This window comes from Spirosoma soli, assembly GCF_042684525.1.
Classification (GTDB): Bacteria; Bacteroidota; Bacteroidia; order Cytophagales; family Spirosomataceae; genus Spirosoma; species Spirosoma soli.
In genome coordinates, this window is sequence record NZ_JBHULN010000022.1 from 74,828 (window position 1) to 96,494 (window position 21,667).

Below are 21,667 nucleotides of genomic sequence, written 5' to 3' on the forward strand. Positions count from 1 at the left end.
TGACTATCGAAACGAGTAGAGATTCAATGAACGAGACCAGCATGCAATCCACCCAAGACCGGGCCACGCCAGGCCGGCTCACGAAAGTAACCCGGCTGTTAGTAACCCAATCCCGCCCCGCCGACGAAAAATCTCCTTATTTTGATTTAGTTAGCAAATACAATCTTCATATTGATTTTCGCCCCTTTATCCAGATACAGGGTGAGTCGTATAAGGATTTCCGTCGTCAGAAGATCAATATCCTGGCGCACACGGCTATTATTTTTACAAGCCGTAATGCCATTGATCATTTTTTCCGGATTTGTCAGGAAGGTCGAATTGAAGTGCCAGCCGACATGAAATACTTCTGCATCTCTGAGCAGACGGCTAACTATCTTCAAAAGTACATTGTCATTCGGAAGCGTAAGATCTTTAATGGCACGAAAACAGCTACCGAACTCTTCGACTTAATCAAGAAGCACAAGAACGAAAAGTTTTTGTTTCCATGCTCGAACATTCGTCGGAACGATATACCCGAATTCATGGATACCAGTGGCCTGCATTTTACCGAAGCGGTGATGTATGACACAGTACCCACGGATTTGTCGGATCTGGACATTCATAGCTACGATATTATTGCGTTCTTCAGCCCATCAGGAGTGAGTTCGCTCTTACATAATTTTCCTGATTTTAAGCAAAACGGTACTCGGCTTGCCGCTTTTGGGCCCACTACTGCCAAAGCTATTACTGAGGCTGGTTTAACCCTTGATATTGAGGCTCCATTACCTAATGCTCCCTCTATGACAGGTGCTTTGGATCTGTACATCAAAAAGGCCAACAATCAGTAAAAGTAGACGTTATACAAAGGCTGGATGCCGGTAACTGGGTACACACGCTCACTTCCGGCATTCAGCCTTTATTTTGGTCCAATAATTTGACCTGACAGGCGTTTAGTTGTAAAATATGATTGTATAAATGAGCGCTGATGACGTTAATTTGGCGTTGGTAGTTTTGAATTTCGCTTTGGTTGTATGATTCGCACATTCTACGTTTATGCTTTTATGCTATTGGCCGGGTCTGTACAGACTGTCTGGGCTCAAACGCTCGATCCGCAGCTGAGTATGTACATGTACAACCCCGTCTACTATAATCCGGCAGCTGTCGGGTCTGAGGGGGTTTCACGGGTGCAGATAACGCAGCGGGTACAATATGCGGGTTATCAAACAACCGTTGGCGATGAAGGGGGAACCCAGAGCACCCAGCTTATATCGTTTAATATGCCACTTGCCAAAATTAAAAGCGGTATCGGCATATATGCATTCAATGACAAAGCGGCTGCTAATTTCCAACAGGCCGTTCAGGTGGCATATGCATACCGAATGCCGTTGAAGGATGGTACGCTGTCGTTAGGTATACAGGCTGGTTTTTTAAGTAAAGGACTGGATTATGATTTGTTTCGGCCTAACGTTCCAGATGACCCATCTATTCCAACTGGGCGTGTTAGTCAGGCCAGACTTGATGTCGGTGCAGGCGTTTATTACAATACAACTGATTATTGGCTGGGCGTTAGCGTGAAGCACATCAACCAAACTACCTACACGCTGATTACCGAACGCTCGACCGACCCCCTCAATCCGAATGTTTACTTGACGGCCGGTTACCGATTAGGGCTAGGTTATAATATTGATGTACAGCCTTCTATTTTGGTTCAATACGCTACTAAAACTGGCATCGAAAACTCAACGGCTACATTTAACGTAGTTGGTACGTACGATAACCGGATTTGGGGTGGTGTTGGTTACCGATTCGGCGACGCAATCATGGCAACGGCGGGTATAAACCTGATGCGAAATAATGCGTTACGAGTTGGGTATTCATTAGATGTCACGGCTGTGGGTGCTCAAGTGAAGAGCGCGACTTCTCATGAGATTTTATTGGCTTATGCGTTGCCGGTTCCGGATGCCCGTAAGAAGCCAATTATCAGGACGCCCCGGTTTAGGTACTAAAAAAATAGAAAATTGTATCCTTTCAGGATGCCAGCAAGAGGTACCAACATTTTGGCAATATTCTTGTTAGGCTGTTTGCATTTAGTGATCTATTTTTGGGAATTGGCCTTTCCAATACAGAAAGGCATTAATTAAAGCTTAAAAAGTTTGGCGATCAGACCGAAATATAAAATAAGTCTGAACCCCAAGTTTTACATACAATATCCAAACAGATTTTCGTTTTTAGTCTGGTCTCGCACAAGAAGAAGGTAAAATAGCCTACAATGATGAAGTATAACTGGTTTACAATCAATGCAACCCGGGTGGTGATGGTCGCAGCAGTGATACTGCTTATGCAAGGTTGCGGATTTGTGAAGTCTAAATTCGGTGGCAAAGGCGGTAAAGGGGGTGACGTTGGTGTTACGAATGGTGAAATCACGGCAACCAGTCGTAAAGGATACAAGCAAACGACGCCTTATGGAATGGTGTTGGTGCCATCTGGGTCATTTATTATGGGTCAGGCTGATGAAGACGTAGCCGCTACCCAGATCAACATGAACCGGCAGGTAACTATTAGCTCGTTCTACATGGACGATGCTGAAATCTCAAACCATGAGTATCGTCAATATGTGAATGCCTTGCTGGCTGACTCGGTGTCGACGCTGGGTGAAGAGGAAATTATGTCTAAGTACTATCCTGATACAACAGTATGGAAAAATGACTTTACCTATCACAATGGCGACCCAATGCTGGAGTACTACTTCGCACACCCAGCTTTCGATACGTATCCGGTAGTGGGTGTAAGCTGGAAAGCCGCCCAGCATTTCAGCCAGTGGCGTACAAACACGTACAATGACTACCGTACAAAAGAAGGTCAGTTTAATTCGCCCCGCTTCCGGCTTCCTTCTGAAGCGGAATGGGAGTGGGCCGCTCGTGGTGGTAAGAATGGCGCGAAGTATCCTTGGGGTAACCCATACGTAGCGAACGGGAAAGGATGCTATCTGGCTAACTTCAAACCACAGCGTGGTAACTTCGACGCCGATGGTTATCCCTACACAGCTCCAGCAACAGCGTATAGCCCTAACGATTATGGCCTATATAACATGGCTGGTAATGCCGCTGAGTGGTGCCGCGATGCTTATGCTGATAACTCAAACGCCATTGTTTGGGACATGAACCCCGACAACCAAAACGCTGATGAGCCACGCAAAGTCGTTCGGGGTGGTTCCTGGAAAGACATTGCATACTACCTCGAAACGGGTACGCGTTATTATGAGTACGAAGACCAGAAGCGTTCGTACATTGGGTTCCGTTGCGTGATGGATAACCTGGAAGGCCGCACTGCATCGGCTCGCGGTGGCCGGGTTGGTGGAAGCAGTAAAAGTAAGAGCAGCAAAAAGTCGTCAGCTAAATCGAAAGTATAACCCTAGCTGAATGAAGTCTTAGAACACGGGTTCATTATTCAAACTTGTAATTAACCACACAAAGTCAGTTCCTATAATTAACAAACGCTAATCATGGCATCAGGAAAGTCAGTAAATTTCTTTTGGGATCGTTTAGTACCAACCATTTATAGTGCCGGTGCCGCCGTCGTCGTATTGGGGGCTATGGCTAAAATTCAGCACATTAATTCATTAAGCTGGTTACTCACCGTTGGCCTGGTTGTAGAAGCGGTAATTTTCGCGCTCTACGCTATGCAAAGCTTCCTGTTTCCAGCGACTTCCGGAGAAGGTTACGCCTGGGAGCGCGTGTACCCTGAACTGGCCGACGATTATAAAGGCGAAGCCCGTAAGCCTGTTGCCCAGGCCAACGGCTTAACCGCTAACATGGACCAAATGCTGGCTCAGGCGAAAGTAACGCCAGACGTATTTGAAAAGTTGGGTACCGGTTTCCGTAGTCTCAATGACACTGTATCGAGACTGAGCGACCTTACGGACGCTACGGTGGCTACCAATGATTACGCTCGCAATGTGAAGACAGCGTCAAATTCGCTCTCTGAAATGAACAAGTCGTACAACACGGCTATCACAGCAGTTAGCTCAATGGCCGATGCGACGAACGACACGAAAGAACTCCGTGATCAAACTCAGAAAGTAACCAAGAACATGGGTGCTCTCAACGCCGTATACGAACTGGAGTTACAGGACACAAACAAGCATTTAAAGGCAATGAATGCTTTCTACGGCAGCTTGAGTTCAGCCATGGAGAACATGGCCGACGCTAGCCGTGACACCCAGCAGTTCAAGAATGAGTTAGCTAAGCTCACCGGTAACCTGGCGTCGTTGAACAACGTCTATGGTAGCATGCTAACAGCCATGCGCGGCAATTAATTAAAGTTATAAAGTTTAATAGTTATAGGGTTGTAAAGTCGGCTTAAGCCTTACTGTACAACTTTGTAACGTTACAACTTTACAACCTCATAACCCCACAACTTACCATATATAAATGGCAGGCGTAAAAGAGACACCCCGTCAGAAAATGATTGGGATGATGTATCTGGTTTTGACCGCGTTGTTGGCTTTGCAAGTCACCTCGGCGATTCTGGAGAAATTTGTATTACTGAATAATAGTTTGGAGCAGTCTACTGTATCGTCTAATCGGGTTAACCAGGCCACGTTCGACAATATCCGGGCTACTGTTGAGAAGTCGGGGAACCGAGCTGCTGACTTAGCTATTGTTAAACAGGCCGATGAAGTCCGGCAGGCAACAGCCGGTGTTATTGGTCAGATTGACGCGCTCAAAGAACGGATTATCAACGAAGCTGGCGGTGGTACCGACGAAGCTGGTAACATCAAAAATTTAAGCGAAGAAGAAAAGGTTGCTCAGATCATGGTAGGCGGTAATCACAATGGTGAAGCTTACAAACTGAAAAAGCAGCTTGACGATTACTTGCAGAACTTAGGAAAGTATAGTCCCGCTAAGTACGTATCATTGGCATTAGACGGTAAAGACGATCCCATTTCAAGCCGATCTCCGGACCAGCGATTGAAGGATTTTGGCGAATTAAACTTTGCTCAAACGCCAGTTCCTGCTGCATTAGCAGTATTGACCCAGCGGCAAACGGACGTTCGCCGGATTGAAGGTGAAGTCTTAAACGTACTAGCCAGCAAAGTAGGAGCGCAGGACGTTAAGTTCGATAAAATTCTGGCCATGTTGAGCATGGAATCTAAGGTTGTCGTTGCTGGTACGAAGTTCAAAGGCCAAATGTTCTTGGCCGCATCTTCATCAGGTATTCAACCTCGTATGAGCTTGAGCGGTGCCCCTGTTAGAATGCAGGATGGACAGGGTATTGTTGAATTTACAGCGCAGGGCGGTGCTTATGATAAGAATGGCTTAGCTCGTCGCGTTTTGACTGGTTCCATTTCTTATCAAACCGGAGCCGGACTAAAAACAGTACCACTACAGGCTGAGTACTTTGTTGCTAAGCCATCCTATCAGATTGAAACGGGTACGTTGCCTCCTCTTTACTTAGGCTGCGCTAACAAACTTAGCATTCAAAGCCCTCAATTAGGTGCTTTATGGAACCCTTCTATTACAGGTGATGGAGCTGCTGTTATACCATCAGGTGAAAAAGGAAAAGTAACGGTTGTTCCTAGTGCAGCCCAAGTGTCGCTTAACATTAGCAATGGGGGGAGCTTACTTGGAAGAGAAAGCTTCCGCGTAAACCGTGTGCCCCGCCCAACGTTAGAGTATCTGGTAGGTGGTCAGCGCACGAATGACCCAAGAGGAGTTCCTGTTACTGCTGCCCGTAGTGTTCAGGCTCGTGCAGTATCAGACCCGAGTTTTGCAACTTTCTCACCTGATGACGCTAATTTCCGCGTAACTGGAATGACAGTTAGCTTAGTGCGAGGAGCTCGACGTGTTGGAAGTGTAAATTTAGGCGCAGGTGGCGGTTCAATTAGTTCCTTAGCTGCTGAAGCGCAGTCAGGTGACCGGCTTGTCATTCAGGTTGACGGAGTTCAGCGCCGGAATTTTAAGGGAGATGTCAGTGACGTTCCCATGGGAAATCCAATCTATCAGGTTTCACTTTACTAATGTACTAAAGGGCTTCATTAGCCGTTAACATACTGAATTGACAACAGACAGTGGGCATGATAAAAACAGGAAAAATTCGGTTTGCTGGTGTGTTTGCGACAACTGCACTAGCTCTGATTAGTGGGGGAGCCTTTGCCCAGGAGAAAGCAAGCACCGGCACTAATCCAAATTCGGTTCGCGGGATTAATGAGAACGATATTATGATGAAGAAGACCCTTTGGCGTCGCATTGACCTAAGGGAGAAACAGAATCAATCGATGTTCTCTAAAAATAACGAAATCTCGAAATACCTGGTTGAGGCTGTTAAAGCTGGTTTGCTAGATGCTTATACGAGCGATTCGCTAACAACGAAAATAACGGCTGAAAAGATGCACGAAAAGCTATTAATCCCTAATACGGCTGGTGGCTTGTCGGAAGAAGAGAAAGCAGCTGGTTTTACTGAAGATGGAAAGAACGGTAAAACTGAGGATGGGTGGGGTGGGCCTCCAAAGGATACCAAGAAAACCGCTGACGATGGTTGGGGAGCTCCTAAAAAGCCAGCCGCTCAACCTGCCGATGATGGTTGGGGAGCGCCTGCAAAGAAGAAGTCGGTAGCTAAAAACACGAAAGGTAAGAAAGGCGCTAAGACTGTACAACCAGTAGAGGAGCCTAAGAAAGATACAGTAGCCGTTGCTCAGGCACCTGCGTTCTCGGGTGACGAGTATTTTCCAAAAGAACTTAATCTGCTGGAGATAAAAGAGGACTGGATTTTTGACCGTAAACGTTCACGTCTGTATTACGATATACAATCAGTCGGCATTGTTTTGCCTGCAGACAAGAACCCTGCCGGTTACGAGGTTCCAGTTGCTTATTTCAAGTGGAAAGATTTGGATAAACTCTTCCGGAGTGATCCTAAGAAGTTTATCTGGTATAACCCGCAAAATCAGGCACAGCACAAAAACCTGGCTGACGCGTTCGATTTACGGTTGTTCTACGGACGCATCTGGAAAGTCGCTAACCCAGAAGATAAAGATTTAGTCGGTATGTACGGTGATCGTGAAGGTCTGCTGAAGTCATACCAGACTGAGTACGAACTGATGGAGGCTGAACACGGCTTGTGGGAATACTAATAAGGAATTATGCAAACAAAAAAGGCGATCTCTCGATCGCCTTTTTTGTTTGTGCCTAGCTCTGCACTATTGTTCAATAGTCTCAAAATACTGTTTAAGCTTACTGGCACGGTCTTTACCGACTACTTCAGCTACTTCATCGAAGGACGCTTCTCGTATTTTAGTGACACCTTTGAAGTGCTTTAATAATTTAGCCGCCGTCTTTTTGCCGATACCCTCTACATTTTCTAGCTCGCTGATAAGACTGTTACGACTACGTTTATCACGGTGATACGTAATCGCGAACCGGTGCGCTTCATCACGAATACGTTGTATAAGTTTCAACGATTCTGACTTCTTATCAATGTATAAAGGAAGATTGTCTTCAGGGAAATAGATTTCCTCCAGGCGTTTGGCAATACCAATGATGGGAACTTTACCGTACAGATCTAACGCTTTCAGTGCATCACAGGCAGCACTCAATTGGCCTTTACCACCGTCTATGACGATCAAATCTGGTAAGCCTGTCGCTTCTTCGAGCACGCGACTATACCGACGGGTTACCACTTCGTACATACTCGCAAAATCGTTTGGACCGACTACAGTTTTTATGGAGAAATGGCGGTATTCTTTGTTAGCAGGCTTTCCTCCAATAAAACAAACCATGGCCGAAACGGGGTTAGTGCCCTGGATGTTCGAGTTGTCGAAGCACTCGATGCGGTTAGGTAACGTTTTCAGTTGCAAGTCCTGTTTTAGTCGAATCAGAACGCGGTCTTTTTTGCTGGCATTAGCCGTTGCTTCGGCCGCTGCCCGCTCCTGTCGTTCCCGCCGGAAGTACAGCACGTTTTTAAGCGACATGTCCAGCAGCTTCTTCTTGTCGCCAATTTGCGGAACGGTGACCTCTGCTTTCATGTCGACATCCAAAGGAATATTGGAAATGATTTCCTTAGCCTGACTACCGTATTGCTCACGAAACTCGATGATCATCATAGCCAGCAGGTCAGGGTCTGTCTCATCCAGTTTTTTCTTAACTTCCACGGTGTGCGTCTGAACGATGGTTCCATTGACAACCTTCATAAAATTGATGTAGGCGCATGACTCATCAGAAGCAATGGTGAACACATCAGCATCCGCAATCTTTGGGTTAACGACTGTGGATTTGCTTTGAAAGCGCTGCAACAGGTCCATTTTTTCTTTGTACTGCTGTGCTTGTTCGAAAGCTAAATCGTTGGCGGCTTCGACCATCCGGTTTTTAAAGTATTCCTGCGCTGGCTTCAGATTGCCCTTTAAAATATGGTGAACCTGCTCTATATCCTTGTCGTAATCAGCTTCAGCTTGTTTGCCCTCACAAGGACCTTTACAATTGCCGATGTGATACTCAAGACAAACTTTGTATTTGCCTGCTTCAACATTCTCAGGTGCTAAATTGTAGTTACACGTCCGAATAGTAAACAGCTGACTAAACATGTCAAGCACTGTGTACATTGGCTTTAAGTTCGCAAACGGGCCATAGAAAGTACCGAGTTTGCGATCAATACGCCGGGTAGTAACCACACGGGGGAAGTGTTCATTCGTGACGCAAACGAAAGGATACGTTTTATCGTCGCGCAACAGAATATTGAACTTAGGCTGATAGCGCTTTATAAGTTGGTTTTCCAGCAACAGCGCGTCGAACTCGGTGTTAACTATGGTGAATTCAATCTTGCGTATCTGACTGACCAGGCGTAACGTTTTACGGTCGTGTTGCTTTGAATTGGTGAAATAGCTACTAACCCTATTTTTCAGGTCTTTCGCTTTGCCAACGTAAATCACCTCGCCCGTCGCATCAAAATACCGATAAACGCCCGGCTCATGAGGGACTTTCGTTAGCTCTTTTTTATAATCGAATTCGGGCATAGTCGTAAGAAAAAAGGAACACCACCGTCCCGGTAATGTTCCAATTCAGTTAACAATTGACACTTGCTAAAGGTTGCTCGCTAGTTTATTGCAAAATTTCTTCTTCATCCTCTGGCACCACCTTCGGCGGAATGTACCGCTGCGAAGAGTCTATGTGATAACCGCCACAATCAATTTTGAAATTGTTTGGTTTGCGAAAGGGCTCCGGACGATATTGCGTAAGGGTCGGGTCTTTGTACACCTTCTGCATGTACATCGCCCAGGCGGGCATGGCCAATCGACCGCCCTGACCAAGCTCAATGGTTCTAAAGTGAATAGGCCGGTCGTCGCCACCAACCCATAGCCCCGAAACCAGGTGTTGCGTCATGCCCATGAACCACGCATCTGAATAATTAGACGTCGTTCCGGTTTTTGCCGCAATCTCGTTACCACCTTCCAGCAACTTGTACTGAGTCCGTAACCGCTGGGCAGTACCGTTGGGCTCCTCAACGGCTCCGCGCATCAGATGCAGCATTTCGTAGGCCCGATTGGAGCTAATGACTTGGTTAGCGTCGGGGGTAAAGCGCTTTAACTCATTCCCGTTTTTGTCAGTGATACGAATGATCATCATAGGACGAACGCGGGTACCACCGTTGGCAAAGGCACAATAGGCAGCTACCATTTCATACACCGATACGTCACCCGTTCCCAGGCACAGCGTAGGGTTCTGGGGTAGATCTTTGCTCTCAATGCCCATTTTGTGCGCGTAATCAATCACAGCTGCGGCCCGCGTTTTCTTGATTAACTGAGCGCTTACGGTATTGATCGATTGGCCCAACGCTTCGCGCAGGGACAAACTGCGACCACTGTAACGGCCAGTGGAGTTTTTAGGCATCCAGGCCGGACCGCCATTGTTATCTTCACCGTGGGCAAATACCGTTGGACGGTCGACGAGGTGGCTACAGGGCGTTACAAATCCCTGATCCATGGCTGTTAAATACACAAACGGTTTGAAGGTCGAACCCGGCTGGCGTCGGCTTTGGCGGACGTGGTCGAACTTCATGTGTTTAAAACTAATACCACCCACCCAGGCTTTAACGTAACCAGACCGAGGGTCCATAGACATAAAGCCAGTGTTTAGTAAGCGCTTATAATACTTTATTGAGTCCAGCGGGCTCATTGTGGTGTCTTTCTCATTACGTCGACCACCGTAGACAAATACTTTCATCTTCGTTGGCTTGCGCATTTCGCGCCAGATCGCTTTATCATCGTTACCATAAACGGCTTTCAGCTGTTTGTAACGGGTGGTTCGCTGAGCAACACTTTCAATAAAGCCCGGAATCTCGACGTACTTTTTCGTGCGATCATCCTTCTTCACCCACGGATTGCGACCACGCCAGTGTTCGTAAAACTTCTTCTGCTGATCCCGCATATTGGTCATAACCGCTTCTTCGGCATAGGCCTGCATCCGGGAGTCAATAGTGGTATAAATTTTCAGGCCGCTGGTATAAAGGTCAAGCTCGGCACCGGGATTCTCCTCGTTATACTGCCTGATCCACCGTTTGATGTCATCGCGAATGACTGAACGGAAATAAGCGGCCATCCCGGTGTTCTGATTTTCAACACTAAAGTCGAGTTTTAACGGCTTGTTCTTAAAGGTGAAGTATTGTTCATCGTTCAAGAACTTGTACTTCTTCATCTGCCCCAGCACTACGTTCCGGCGTTCTTTAGCTCGTTCTTCAAACAGACGAGGATTGTACAAGGTGGGATTTTTAAGCATCCCTACCAGCAAGGCGGCTTCTTCAACGTTCAGATTCCAGGGCTCTTTACCAAAATACGTTTTGGCCGCTGTCTTTATACCATACGTATTGTTTCCAAACGAAACGGTATTGAGGTACATCATCATGACCTCTTGCTTGGTGTAATTACGTTCGAGACGTACTGCCAGAATCCATTCTTTGGTTTTGGCAATCACTAAGTTGATCAGTGGAATGTGCCCTAGTACACCGCGCAATTCTTCTTGCCGGGTATCAAACAGGTTTTTAGCAGTCTGCTGGGTTAATGTACTGCCACCTCCCGAACTCGACGCATCACGGAAGGTGACAAGTCCGCTTACGGCTCGAAACAATGAGCGAGGATCAATGCCTGAGTGCTTCACAAAACGAGCATCCTCAGTCGCTAATAAAGCTGAGACTACATTCGGTGAAACCTGCGAAATCTCAATGGGGGTCCGATTTTCAACGTAGTATTTACCCAGTAGCTGGTTATCGGCGGTGTATACTTCAGACGCTTCTTCGCTCTTGGGGTTCTCAAGGGCTTTCAGGCTGGGCATACCACCAAAGAGCCAAAAGAAATTATAACTGACAGCAACTACATACAACACAAGTAAAACTATGCCGAGTAGCGAATACCACCAGAGTTTTCGGATTACGTTCCGGTAACGACCGGGAGCAAATTCAAACATTATGGGTGACTATAAATTGGTCGTTTATCTTCCTATACTACAGTTGTGAGTATTTTCTCGCAACGCTACAGGGCGAAACTTATTTTCGTTTGGCCGTAGGCTGATCAGCCGCAGCCTGCATTTCTTTGGCACGAGGTAACAGTTGACTGGCCGGGTAGTCGCGCACAAACTCGTTCAGCGCTTGACGGTAAGCTTCTACGCCTTGCACCTTACCAACTAAAATGACACGTAACAAGGCTAATTTATCTTCCAGCTGGCTTCCAGCAAATGTACTTAAGGCACTTTCCGCCCGAGCTAATGCCTCCGTCATGTTGTTCGCTTTATAAAGCTCATAAACGGCTGTATACGCTTTTTGTAACTGTGCTTCTGAATCGGTTGTTTGAGCCGCTGCTCGGCCAGTAAGGCGGGCATACGACGTATTTGGGTATTCGGCCAGGAGTTTATCTTTCCAATTTGAGGTTTTTCCTAATTGCTCGTTGGACAGATGGAGCAGATAATACACTTCGGGTTTTTGAAGCGTGTTGGGATAACGCGTCAGCAACTGCTCAAACGTTGGAATAGCGTCGGCAGGTTGATTAAGTTCAAACTTGTACAGCTTACCAAGTTTATACAACGCATTCTCTATACGTTGATTGGCCTTGAGCTGAGCATCGGGCGAGAAAGGTATTTGGGCCATCAGCGCATCCTTTTGCGACCGTCGGCCAGAAGCAGGCCCAGCACTGGCATTGGTAGCATCTGGCTGCTGCAGTGGCGCGTTGGGGTTAACACTGTTTGCGAGGGATTCGCCGTTGAGAGGGTTGTTCACACCCGCCACGGCCTCCGACGATTCTTTGTTACTCCGTCGCCAGTTATCTTCAACCGGTCGGTTTCCCCAACGAACTGAAAACTCCTGCCGGCCCTGGCTTAGGGCAATAGGATTATACAACACCCAACGCTGATCGGGTTGTAGATCTGAGTTGGTAGCGCCCGCCACCGTACTAATGTTGCCGCTCGATGCCCGCTCTACAATCTGCTGCGCTAAAGCCGCCTGCGCTTTATCTGCTTCTTCGCGTTGTTTAAGTACATTGTCGAGGGCTTTATCCAGCGCAGCCGGACTCAGCTGGGCCAGGTGTAACAAGCTATCGTCAGTACGAATAGTAGTCTTATACTGAACAAACTCGTCAAGTGTCTTTTTACGGGCTAAAAGAGCAGCGTATTCGGGCGACTGCTGGGGCAGGAGGGCCAGCGCACTGTCATAATAGACCTTCGCCTTGGCATAATCGGCTTTCTTGTCGAAGTAGAGCCGACCTATTTCCAGGTAGGTGTAAGGGACCTGAGATGTGTTGGACCCAGCCGCCTGAATCGATTGGCTGTAAAAGTTAATGGCTTTATCGACCCGACCGCTACGAGCTTCCAGCAAACCCATCGTAAAGTAAACTTTATCTTTCAGATCAGCATTCTTTCGATCGTTTAGCATTCGGTCGAACGTCTCGGTCGACTGAGCTACGCGCTTTTCGTCGCCGGTAAGGCCGTTGCTCTGGATGGCGAAAAGGTTGGCATAAAATGATTGATCGTACGTAGGCCGGGACGCTAGGACCTGCCGGTAGTGATCAACGGCTTTAGCCGGTTGGGCAAGTAAGTCATACAACTGTCCGGCAATTAAATGAAGCCGGGCCGTCGTTTCCCCTTTCTTCAAGAAGGGGAACGTTGCGTCTAAGATTCCCACTGCGGTAGCATACTCGCCTTTACGCTCGTGCAAATAAGCCTTTGTCAAATAAAAGTCGCGGGTATTGCCTTTGTTTAATGGCTGGGTGCGCAGATACTCGGCCACGTTTAAGGCATTCGTGTAATCACTGGCTTCAACATATGCCCGCATCAGGCCGACCAAAGCCGTATGCTTATCGTTCTCATTGGTGCCTTTGGTATTGACATACTTGAATACCTCGATGGCGTTTGGCAGATCCTGCTTGAGTAAGCGAGCCCGACCAATGAGATTATATGCGTTATCGAGCCATTTACTGTTCTGATGGCGTTCGGGAATAAGGGAAGCTTTCTTGATCGCGTCGTCCAGTTGAGGCTTAACGGTCTGAATAAGCATTGAATCGACCGGCAACAGAATCGGTAGTAATTGGTTATAGTTTTCCTGCCTGCTTTTAAACAGAATTAGTTCGGCCTCCTCAATCTGATCGCGGGCAATCACATAAGCATTAAAGTGGGCCGTAAGATTGTGATAACCTTTGCTAATTGGCTTTGTGCTGTATTGCGAACATGAAACCAGCCCAACGGCCAATGAAACAAAGACCGTCAGTAGTAAATAGGGGCTGTTACGAAAATAGCGGAACATGCGAAGATAACACGTGGTCACTCGTACTAAAACGACCTAAGCTGGTTTAGCGGTATGGAACGTTAGGCCAAATTAACGAATTTTGCCTTTTATATTGTACTAAACTCCCTAATTCTATGGAAAACGATCCCGACCAGCCCACCGAGAACCGCCCTGAGAAGCCGGTTGGGAATGATCCATTAAAAAAGGCTACTGAGCAAACAACTTCATTTGCTCAATACAGTGGTATTGCCTTTCAAATGCTTGGTACCATTGGATTGGGCGTATGGGTAGGCTTAAAGCTAGACGAATGGCAAGGTAACCGGCGGCCGATCTGGACAATCGTTCTTTCCCTCACGGCTATTGGTGCTTCATTGTATTTGTTTATTCGTCAACTCACGAAAAAATAATTTCTGGTTTTCAATAGCTGACGCGGCAGCAATACTCGTACGTCCGCTCACTATGAACAGAATACCGTAAATAGAAAACCGCTTTCATGCTTCGTACTTTCCTCGTTACACTTGTCTTGGCTATTGCATTTTTCATAGCCGAACAATATTCTGTTGCTCCCTGGCTGCATCCTTTCTGGAAGATTATACTAGTTTTCTTTTTGAGCGTTTCGTTTCTAACCCACCGGTTGGTAGCGTCTGGTTTACAAGGTAATCAGGAGCGCTTCATCCCTTTGTATCTGGCAGCGACGGTGGCCCGTCTCGTACTGGCATTAGCCTTCGTTGGCTTTTTTCTGTTCCAGCGCATTGAACAGCGCCGGACCTTTGTTTTGGACTTTCTTGTACTATATATATTTTATACAGGCTTTGAGATTTGGGCGCTTACTCGTAACTTGCGACGCGATTCGTAAAAGCGATCTTTCTCATCATATGATGCGTTCGGTTATTAATAAATTTTTGCTGGCTACAGCTCTTATTCTGAGCTCCTTAGTAAGTACATATGCCCAGGAGCACGGCCACGAAGGCGAAGCACCTACCAAAAAAGAAGGGTTTAATGTGGGCGAAATGATCATGCACCACATTAAAGATGAACACGGCTGGGAGCTAGCTCACGGCGTTACCATTCCGCTGCCTGTAATTCTGTATTCTAGTGATCGTGGACTAGAGGTTTTCTCCTCATCGCGGCTAGCTCACGAACAAGTTTATAACGGCTACAAGCAGGAGCATGGCAAAATCCATCGCGTAGATGAGTCGGGTAACGTTGTTGAAGAAGCTAAGTTCTACGATTTTTCGATTACCAAGAACGTAGCGTCTTTATTGCTGAGCGCCGTAATTTTATTGTTGATTTTTCCGGCGGTTAGTCGTGGATATGCCAAGAACAAAGGCAAAGCGCCGAAGGGGATTCAGTCGTTTCTCGAGCCGATCATTTTGTTCGTACGGGATGAAATCGCGAAGCCAAGCATTGGTCCTAAGTACGAGCGGTTCTTACCGTACTTGTTAACGCTGTTCTTCTTTATCCTAGTCAACAACTTATTAGGCTTGCTACCGGGTGCGGCCAACCTGACGGGTAACATTGCCGTAACGCTGGTGCTGGCAGTCATTACGTTCCTGATTGTAACTTTCAGTGGTAACAAGCATTACTGGATGCACATCGTTAAACCAACGGGTGTTCCCTGGTTTGTGTTACCCATTATGATTCCGGTTGAGATTGTGGGCGTATTCATGAAGCCGATCTCGCTGATGGTCCGGTTATTCGCCAACATTACGGCGGGTCACATTATTATCCTGAGCTTATTGGGCTTGATCTTTATGGCGAATGCACTGGGTGGAACCACCACAAGCGTAGCCATTAGTCCAGTCGTGCTCTTCTTTACCTTGTTCCTCAACTTAATCGAACTTCTGGTCGCTTTTCTTCAGGCGTTTATTTTCACCCTGTTGACAGCTATGTATATCGGAAGCGCGGTTGAAGAACACCACGACGCTGATCATGGTATCGGCTACGAAACGACCTCTGAGCTGGGGTAGTCTTAATTAGCAATCTTTTGTTTCACTAATAAATCTGTTTGAAGTTATGTTCGCAATGTTGTTTGCTCTGCTGTTGGAGGCTACTGGTAGTGTTGCTGTCATGGGTGCCGCTGTTGGCGCTGGCCTGGCTGCTATCGGTGCTGGTCTGGGTATTGGTCGGATTGGTGGTAGCGCTATGGAAGGTATCGCTCGTCAGCCAGAAGCGGCTGGTCGTATCCAAACTGCCATGCTGATCATCGCGGCTCTTATTGAGGCCGTGGCTCTGTTCGCAGCGGTTATTTGTCTGCTGGTTGCTACGGCGTAATCCTTAAGCCAGCAGATTAAGATTAAACTAGAGTAGGCTGGTTACATTAGGTACTGGCACCACTACTCGCCTAGTTTTCGGAAAACGTCCACTTGATTAGGAATTGCCGACAGGTGGACGTTTCCAAACAAAAGATTGACAAGACTACTAATACACTGATTTATCCATAATTCACACTCATGGACTTACTTACTCCCGATCTTGGTTTGTTATTTTGGCAGGTAGTAGTGTTTCTCGGCCTGTTTTTGATTCTGCGCACCTTTGCCTGGAAACCCATTACCGAAAGTCTGAACGAGCGCGAAAACAACATTCAGAGTGCCCTTGACCTGGCCGAAAAGACGCGTCTGGAAATGACCGCTCTGAAGGCTGATAACGAGAAATTACTGGCACAAGCTCGTTCAGAGCGCGAAGCTATTCTGCGCGGTGCAAAAGAAACTGCCGATAAAATGGTGGCTGATTCCCGCGAGAAAGCAGCTGCCGAAGGACAGCGGATGCTGGAGCAGGCCCGTGAAGCGATGCAAAACGAGCGCCAGGCGCTAGTGACTCAAATGAAAAAGGAAGTGGTGACACTTTCGCTTGACATTGCCGAGAAGGTTCTTCGTAAAGAACTCAGTGATAAGCCTTCGCAGGAGAAGCTGGTAAACGACCTCGTATCTAACTCACGCTTAAACTAACCAATTATGGCAATTGCTACTGTAGCAGCCCGTTATGCTAAGTCGCTTTTGGATTTGGCGCAGGAGAAAGGGCTGACGGAGACGATGTATCGCGATATGCAGTTCTTCAAGCATACAGTCGCCCAAAGTCGGCCGCTGATGCTGATGCTGAAGAACCCTATTGTTCGGGCCGAAAAGAAAAGTGCCGTACTGAAAGCAGCCTTTGCGACCCGTGTTGATCCGGTAACGATGTCCTTCTTCGAGATCATTGCTAGAAAGAACCGCGAAGGTATTATGGATGCTATTGCTGATGAGTTCATTAAGCAATATGACCGCCTGAAAGGAGTTGAGCGGGCAACCATTATTACAACTGTTCCTTTGTCAGATGCCTTGCGGGAGAAGTTTCGGGCGATGGTGACCAAAACAACAGGTGGTAAACTGGTTGAGCTGGACGAAAAAATAGACTCTAAGCTCATCGGTGGCTACGTTCTACGAGTAGGCGATCAGCAGATTGACGGTTCTATTCGCAATCGCCTGAATGAGATCCGGTTACAGTTCCTGAACTAGTATTGCTCAATACATACATTGAAAAAGCGGCTTTCTAACTTAGAAAGCCGCTTTTTCGTTACCACCATTTTTCATAGCCTTCAGCTGGTTTCCAGGTTGACTTTGGCTCGAAGTGATGCCACAAAAGGGCGCCAATAGTGCGAAGTAGTTGGAACCCTTCATTACTTCGGACCCAACTTTCATCCTTTTGATTCTTGGTCATTACGCAGTATACGTACTCGCCATGCGGAGCGTGGACAAGCACTACTTCTGAACGAGCCTGATTAACGGCACCATTTTTACAGGCTGTTTTTACTTCGGGCGGTAGTTGAGACAGCCCATCGTTATCCCAATACTGACGGCCTAGGTTACGATACATTTCTTCACTGGCATCAGGGCTAACGGCGTTACCCTGGCGGATGTAGGTAAGCAATTGGGCCATTTCGCGGGGTGTAGTCTGCCCCCAGCCGTACTGCTTGCGATTGGCTTCACGACCAGGCGTTCGGGAATTAACCCGAGTCTGGTGGAATCCATTTACCTCAAGCCATTGATTAATGGAAGCGCCCCCTCCAGCAAGCGCCTGGCACCACAGACTGCCCGTATTATCACTAACGGTTTCCATTAGCATCACGACCTCGCTGAGTGGAAGCTTGGTCCCGTCTTTCAACGAGCCGACGATACCGTCATCATAATGCAACGAGTCTTTGTATATCAACTCCTGGTCGTATTTAAGCTCACCTTTATGAATCTTGTCGAACAAACCACACTGAATAGGTACTTTGATGGTGCTAGCCGTTGGGAATAATGTATCGGCGTTTATTTCGACAGTTTTGCCAGTACGCAGATTCTGTACATAAATGCCGACATCACCACGGAATCCAGTAATGGCTGCCTGTAACTGGCGTTCAAGCGACGCGTCAGGGCGAGAGGCTTTGGTTTTAACAGATTGACCAGCAGTTAACAGACAGTAGGTAGCAAACAGGAAACAGAGAAAAGAGAAACGCATCAGGATTAAAGGGGTTTAACCAGTTTAACGTGGGTACGCTTGAAGGATTCCCGTTCGTAAAAGCGGATAGTATCAGTTCGTTTTTGATTGCTGGTAACTTCGAGGTTTATTAATCCTTCGGCCGTGGCAACTGTATGTAAGGCACTTACGAGTTTCTGGCCAATTTGCTGGTTTCGGTATTCTGGTTTAACAAACAACTCTTGTATCTCGCCAACTTTACCGCAATGGTGGAGTAAGTATTGAACGTGGCAACTGACGAAACCAACCACTGAATCTTTGAGCTCAGCGACGAGGTAATGAACGGCAGGATTTGTCAGGTTGTGCCGAAAAACCGCGCGAAAAGCCGTTGGGTTCAACGAGACTTCTTCTAGCTCACATAAAAATGAGTAGATGACCGAGGCATCTTTCCAGGCAGCAGCCCGGATTTGTAGCGCATTTACAGTAGTAGATTGGATGGTCACAATGATTTATACGATTAGGTTGAGGACTGGAATAAACGTTCAAGTTCGCAATTTTCTCGCTTTACCTTCTAGTTGTCGGTGTAAAATCGTAGGCTAGTCATTATAAGTGCACTGTTTGCGTATAAAGGCGCTCCGGCCTGGACAGCTAAGGGCGAAATGCTTTCAGGCTAGATCTTAGACATGATAAATGCAACAGCCCCAGCCATGGTTATTGTGCCGTTTATATAACGATGGACTTATGAAGCCCGATCAGTCTCAAATGGGCCAGCTGTATGAATGAGGCTCGGCAGCGGCTGATTTTATTCTGAGTCAACAATTAAGGCGTTAGCGTACAACAGTCCTTAATAAACTGTTTTTATTGACAGATGTAGCGCCGTTAAAAACATATAAAATTATTATCAGCATTACACATTGAAATAGTTAAAAAATATGTTCTATAGATGCAGTTGGTTCATGTGTTATGTTACCTTTGTGAATAAGTACTTAACCGTAATTTATCTTTTATTCATGAGCGCTATTTCTGGTACTGCGCAACATTCTGTTGCCAGTAGTACCGCTCTCACCCCGCCAGCTACTCCCTTGCTGACTATTGACCCTTATACAAGTGTCTGGTCGTTTGGTAGTCAGCTCAACGGCGATGCTACTCGCCACTGGACAGGACAGCCCCAACAGCTTAATGGTTTGATTCGTGTAGATGGGCAAACGTTCCGTTTCATGGGGCATCCATCGTTTGCGGGAGAAACCATTGTTCCGTCCGCACAAAAGCAGGCTTACCAAGCTCGCTACGTAACTGATACTCCCGCTTCGGACGATTGGACAAAATCCGATTTCGACGATAGTCAATGGATTGCTGGCGAAGGTGGGTTTGGAACGCGTGACAGTGATCACACTAAGTGGAAAACGGCTGACCTATACGTTCGACGAACGGTTACCCTTGATCAAGTACCTGAAGGGCTTCTGCTGGTCGATGCTATTCAGAACGATAACTACGAGCTGTTCATTAACGGCCAGCGCGTTGCTCAGGCAGGCGGAGTGACGCCTAACTACCGGCTTACGCCGACGCATCGGAAAGCGTCAGAAGTGCTGCAAAAGGGAAAAAATGTCATTGCCTTTCACAGTCATAATTTCAATGGACCCGGTTTCGTCGATCTGGGATTGGTTGAAGAACGCCAGCTTAATTACAAGCCAGCGACGCAAACCGGCCACCGTATGACGGCCACACAGTCTGAATTTACGTTCGCAGCGGCCGGTGTTGAATTGACTGTTACGTTTATGGCTCCGTTACTGATGGATAACCTGGAAGTGCTGTCGCGTCCGGTGCAGTATGTAAGTTATCGTGTTCGGGCAACCGATGGTAAAACCCACGACGTGCAGTTATACACCGATGCATCGGCTGAACTAGCGGTAAACTCACCCGACCAGCTTGTTACCTGGCGCCGGGGCCGGGCTGGCCGTAGCGACGGACCGAAACTCGACTACATGCGGGTCGGAACAGTCGAACAAAAAGTATTAGGCCAAAAAGGTGACGATGTTCGCATTGACTGGGGACATCTCTATGTAGCATCGGCGGTTGAAGCGGGCACAAGTCGACGAATTGGTTCGCTGGCCAGCGCACTCAATCAGTTTGAGCGTGAAGGGCGCGTAACGGACTTGCATGAGCGCATGCCCCGCGTTGTAAATGATAGTTTGCCTGTGCTGGCTACCAGCATGGCCCTTGGTAAGGTAGATGGCAAAGCTGTAGAACGACACTTGCTCATTGGCTACGACGACGTTAAGTCGATTGAGTATTTTGGCCAGCCACTCAATGCCTGGTGGCGTCGGTATGGTAATAAGTCCATTGAGCAGGCCTTGCAAGATGCCGAAGCAGATTATAGTACCCTGAAAACGCAGTGCGACGCTTTTGACAAGCAACTGTATGCAGATGCCCTCAAAGCGGGTGGAGAAACGTATGCCAACCTGTGTGTTTTGGGGTATCGGCAGGCCATTGCCGCTCACAAGCTGGTGGCCGGTCCGAAAGGGGAAGCGTTCTTTTTCTCGAAAGAGAACTTCTCGAATGGCTCTATCGGCACAGTAGACGTTACGTATCCATCGGCTCCGCTCTTTTTGCTTTACAATCCTACCTTACTGAAGGGAATGATGGAGCCCATATTCCAGTATTCGGAAAGTGGTAGATGGACGAAGCCGTTTGCTGCTCACGATGTGGGAACGTACCCCTTGGCCAATGGGCAGACCTACGGTGAAGATATGCCCGTTGAAGAGTGCGGGAACATGCTGATTTTAACGGCGGCCATTGCGGCAGTAGAAGGAAATCCGAACTATGCTCGTCAGCACTGGGCAACGCTAACAACCTGGACAGATTACCTTCTAAAAGAAGGATTTGATCCTGCCAATCAGCTCTGTACTGATGATTTTGCCGGGCATATCGCCCGCAATGCCAACTTATCGGTCAAAGCCATTATGGGCATTGCCAGCTATGGGTATCTGGCTGGGCGAATGGGTGATAAAGCGCGGGAAAAGGAATATACTGACATCGCGCGTGATTTAGCTCGAAAATGGATGAAGCTGGCTAGTGACGGTGATCATTATTCGCTGACGTTTGAGAGTCCAGGTACCTGGAGCCAAAAGTACAATCTGGTTTGGGACAAGCTATTAGGATTAAAGATTTTCCCTCAGGAAGTAGCTCAGAAAGAAATAGCATATTATCTGACCAAGCAGCAACCGTTTGGCTTACCGCTGGATAGTCGAAAGACATACACAAAGTCGGACTGGATTGTCTGGACGGCGACCCTGGCTGATCGACCAGCGGATTTTGACGCTTTGATCAAGCCTATACTTCGCTTCGCCAACGAAAGTCCTGATCGGGTACCGCTCAACGATTGGCACGAAACAACGGATGGCAAAAAAGTAGGCTTTCAGGCCCGGTCAGTCGTTGGGGGATATTTTATCAAGATGCTTGAGAATAAAATGCATCAGTAAGCTTCTCTATTTTTCAAGAT

The 21,667-nt window shown here is 47.3% G+C and carries 18 protein-coding genes; 13 read left to right on the forward strand and 5 right to left on the reverse strand.

Annotated features, from left to right (window positions below; genetic code table 11):
* Nucleotides 1-26: 26 nt before the first annotated feature.
* The 6 genes from ACFSUS_RS25100 to ACFSUS_RS25125 all read left to right on the forward strand — a co-directional run bounded on the left by ACFSUS_RS25100 (nt 27) and on the right by ACFSUS_RS25125 (nt 7,108).
* The gene (locus ACFSUS_RS25100) at nt 27-827 is read left to right on the forward strand and encodes a uroporphyrinogen-III synthase (protein WP_381527075.1); all 801 of its coding nucleotides are present in this window, start codon (nt 27-29) and stop codon (nt 825-827) included.
* 183 nt (nt 828-1,010) lie between these two features.
* Nucleotides 1,011-1,985 (forward strand): PorP/SprF family type IX secretion system membrane protein, encoded by a 975-nt coding sequence (locus ACFSUS_RS25105; RefSeq protein ID WP_381527078.1) that lies wholly within the window; start codon nt 1,011-1,013, stop codon nt 1,983-1,985.
* A 263-nt stretch (nt 1,986-2,248) separates the two neighbouring features.
* Nucleotides 2,249-3,388 (forward strand): T9SS ring complex lipoprotein PorK/GldK, encoded by a 1,140-nt coding sequence (porK, locus tag ACFSUS_RS25110; RefSeq protein WP_381527081.1) that lies wholly within the window; start codon nt 2,249-2,251, stop codon nt 3,386-3,388.
* Nucleotides 3,389-3,481: 93 nt separating this feature from the next.
* Complete coding sequence (gene porL, locus ACFSUS_RS25115) at nt 3,482-4,294, forward strand: type IX secretion system motor protein PorL/GldL (RefSeq protein WP_381527083.1); 813 nt, start codon at nt 3,482-3,484, stop codon at nt 4,292-4,294.
* A 115-nt stretch (nt 4,295-4,409) separates the two neighbouring features.
* On the forward strand, nt 4,410-5,999 hold the full coding sequence (porM, locus tag ACFSUS_RS25120) for a type IX secretion system motor protein PorM/GldM (RefSeq protein WP_381527085.1): 1,590 nt from the start codon (nt 4,410-4,412) through the stop codon (nt 5,997-5,999).
* Between the two features lie 56 nt (nt 6,000-6,055).
* A complete protein-coding gene (locus ACFSUS_RS25125) occupies nt 6,056-7,108 on the forward strand; it encodes a gliding motility protein GldN (protein ID WP_381527087.1) in 1,053 nt (350 codons plus the stop codon).
* Nucleotides 7,109-7,174: 66 nt separating this feature from the next.
* Here the strand turns inward: ACFSUS_RS25125 and uvrC are convergent, their stop codons facing one another.
* From uvrC to porW, 3 genes are all read right to left on the reverse strand, one after another.
* Nucleotides 7,175-8,983 (reverse strand): excinuclease ABC subunit UvrC, encoded by a 1,809-nt coding sequence (gene uvrC / locus ACFSUS_RS25130; RefSeq protein ID WP_381527089.1) that lies wholly within the window; start codon nt 8,981-8,983, stop codon nt 7,175-7,177.
* An 85-nt stretch (nt 8,984-9,068) separates the two neighbouring features.
* Nucleotides 9,069-11,426 (reverse strand): penicillin-binding protein 1A, encoded by a 2,358-nt coding sequence (locus ACFSUS_RS25135; protein WP_381527091.1) that lies wholly within the window; start codon nt 11,424-11,426, stop codon nt 9,069-9,071.
* Nucleotides 11,427-11,505: 79 nt separating this feature from the next.
* Nucleotides 11,506-13,749, reverse strand: a complete 2,244-nt coding sequence (gene porW / locus ACFSUS_RS25140) for a type IX secretion system periplasmic lipoprotein PorW/SprE (protein WP_381527093.1) — start codon at nt 13,747-13,749, stop codon at nt 11,506-11,508.
* 116 nt (nt 13,750-13,865) lie between these two features.
* Between porW and ACFSUS_RS25145 the strand changes: the two genes are divergently transcribed.
* The 6 genes from ACFSUS_RS25145 (at nt 13,866) to atpH (ending at nt 17,225) form a co-directional block, all read left to right on the forward strand.
* Complete coding sequence (locus ACFSUS_RS25145; RefSeq protein WP_381527095.1) at nt 13,866-14,138, forward strand: AtpZ/AtpI family protein; 273 nt, start codon at nt 13,866-13,868, stop codon at nt 14,136-14,138.
* An 86-nt stretch (nt 14,139-14,224) separates the two neighbouring features.
* Nucleotides 14,225-14,587: a hypothetical protein gene (locus tag ACFSUS_RS25150; protein ID WP_381527097.1), complete on the forward strand. Its 363-nt coding sequence runs from the start codon at nt 14,225-14,227 to the stop codon at nt 14,585-14,587.
* Nucleotides 14,588-14,606: 19 nt separating this feature from the next.
* Nucleotides 14,607-15,701: a F0F1 ATP synthase subunit A gene (atpB, locus tag ACFSUS_RS25155; protein WP_381527099.1), complete on the forward strand. Its 1,095-nt coding sequence runs from the start codon at nt 14,607-14,609 to the stop codon at nt 15,699-15,701.
* A gap of 46 nt (nt 15,702-15,747) precedes the next feature.
* Nucleotides 15,748-16,005: an ATP synthase F0 subunit C gene (atpE, locus tag ACFSUS_RS25160; RefSeq protein ID WP_083732707.1), complete on the forward strand. Its 258-nt coding sequence runs from the start codon at nt 15,748-15,750 to the stop codon at nt 16,003-16,005.
* 179 nt (nt 16,006-16,184) lie between these two features.
* Nucleotides 16,185-16,679 carry a F0F1 ATP synthase subunit B gene (locus tag ACFSUS_RS25165; RefSeq protein ID WP_381527103.1) on the forward strand — a complete coding sequence of 165 codons (495 nt, stop codon included), beginning with the start codon at nt 16,185-16,187 and terminating at the stop codon, nt 16,677-16,679.
* A gap of 6 nt (nt 16,680-16,685) precedes the next feature.
* Nucleotides 16,686-17,225, forward strand: coding sequence for an ATP synthase F1 subunit delta (gene atpH, locus ACFSUS_RS25170; RefSeq protein ID WP_381527105.1), 540 nt, complete (start codon nt 16,686-16,688; stop codon nt 17,223-17,225).
* 58 nt (nt 17,226-17,283) lie between these two features.
* Here atpH and ACFSUS_RS25175 read toward each other — a convergent pair whose 3' ends face one another.
* Both ACFSUS_RS25175 and ACFSUS_RS25180 read right to left on the reverse strand, forming a co-directional pair.
* The gene (locus ACFSUS_RS25175; protein WP_381527108.1) at nt 17,284-18,210 is read right to left on the reverse strand and encodes a serine hydrolase; all 927 of its coding nucleotides are present in this window, start codon (nt 18,208-18,210) and stop codon (nt 17,284-17,286) included.
* A gap of 5 nt (nt 18,211-18,215) precedes the next feature.
* Nucleotides 18,216-18,671 carry a GNAT family N-acetyltransferase gene (locus ACFSUS_RS25180; RefSeq protein ID WP_381527110.1) on the reverse strand — a complete coding sequence of 152 codons (456 nt, stop codon included), beginning with the start codon at nt 18,669-18,671 and terminating at the stop codon, nt 18,216-18,218.
* Between the two features lie 507 nt (nt 18,672-19,178).
* Here ACFSUS_RS25180 and ACFSUS_RS25185 point away from each other — a divergent pair.
* The gene (locus ACFSUS_RS25185) at nt 19,179-21,647 is read left to right on the forward strand and encodes a glutaminase family protein (protein WP_381527112.1); all 2,469 of its coding nucleotides are present in this window, start codon (nt 19,179-19,181) and stop codon (nt 21,645-21,647) included.
* Nucleotides 21,648-21,667: the final 20 nt, after the last annotated feature.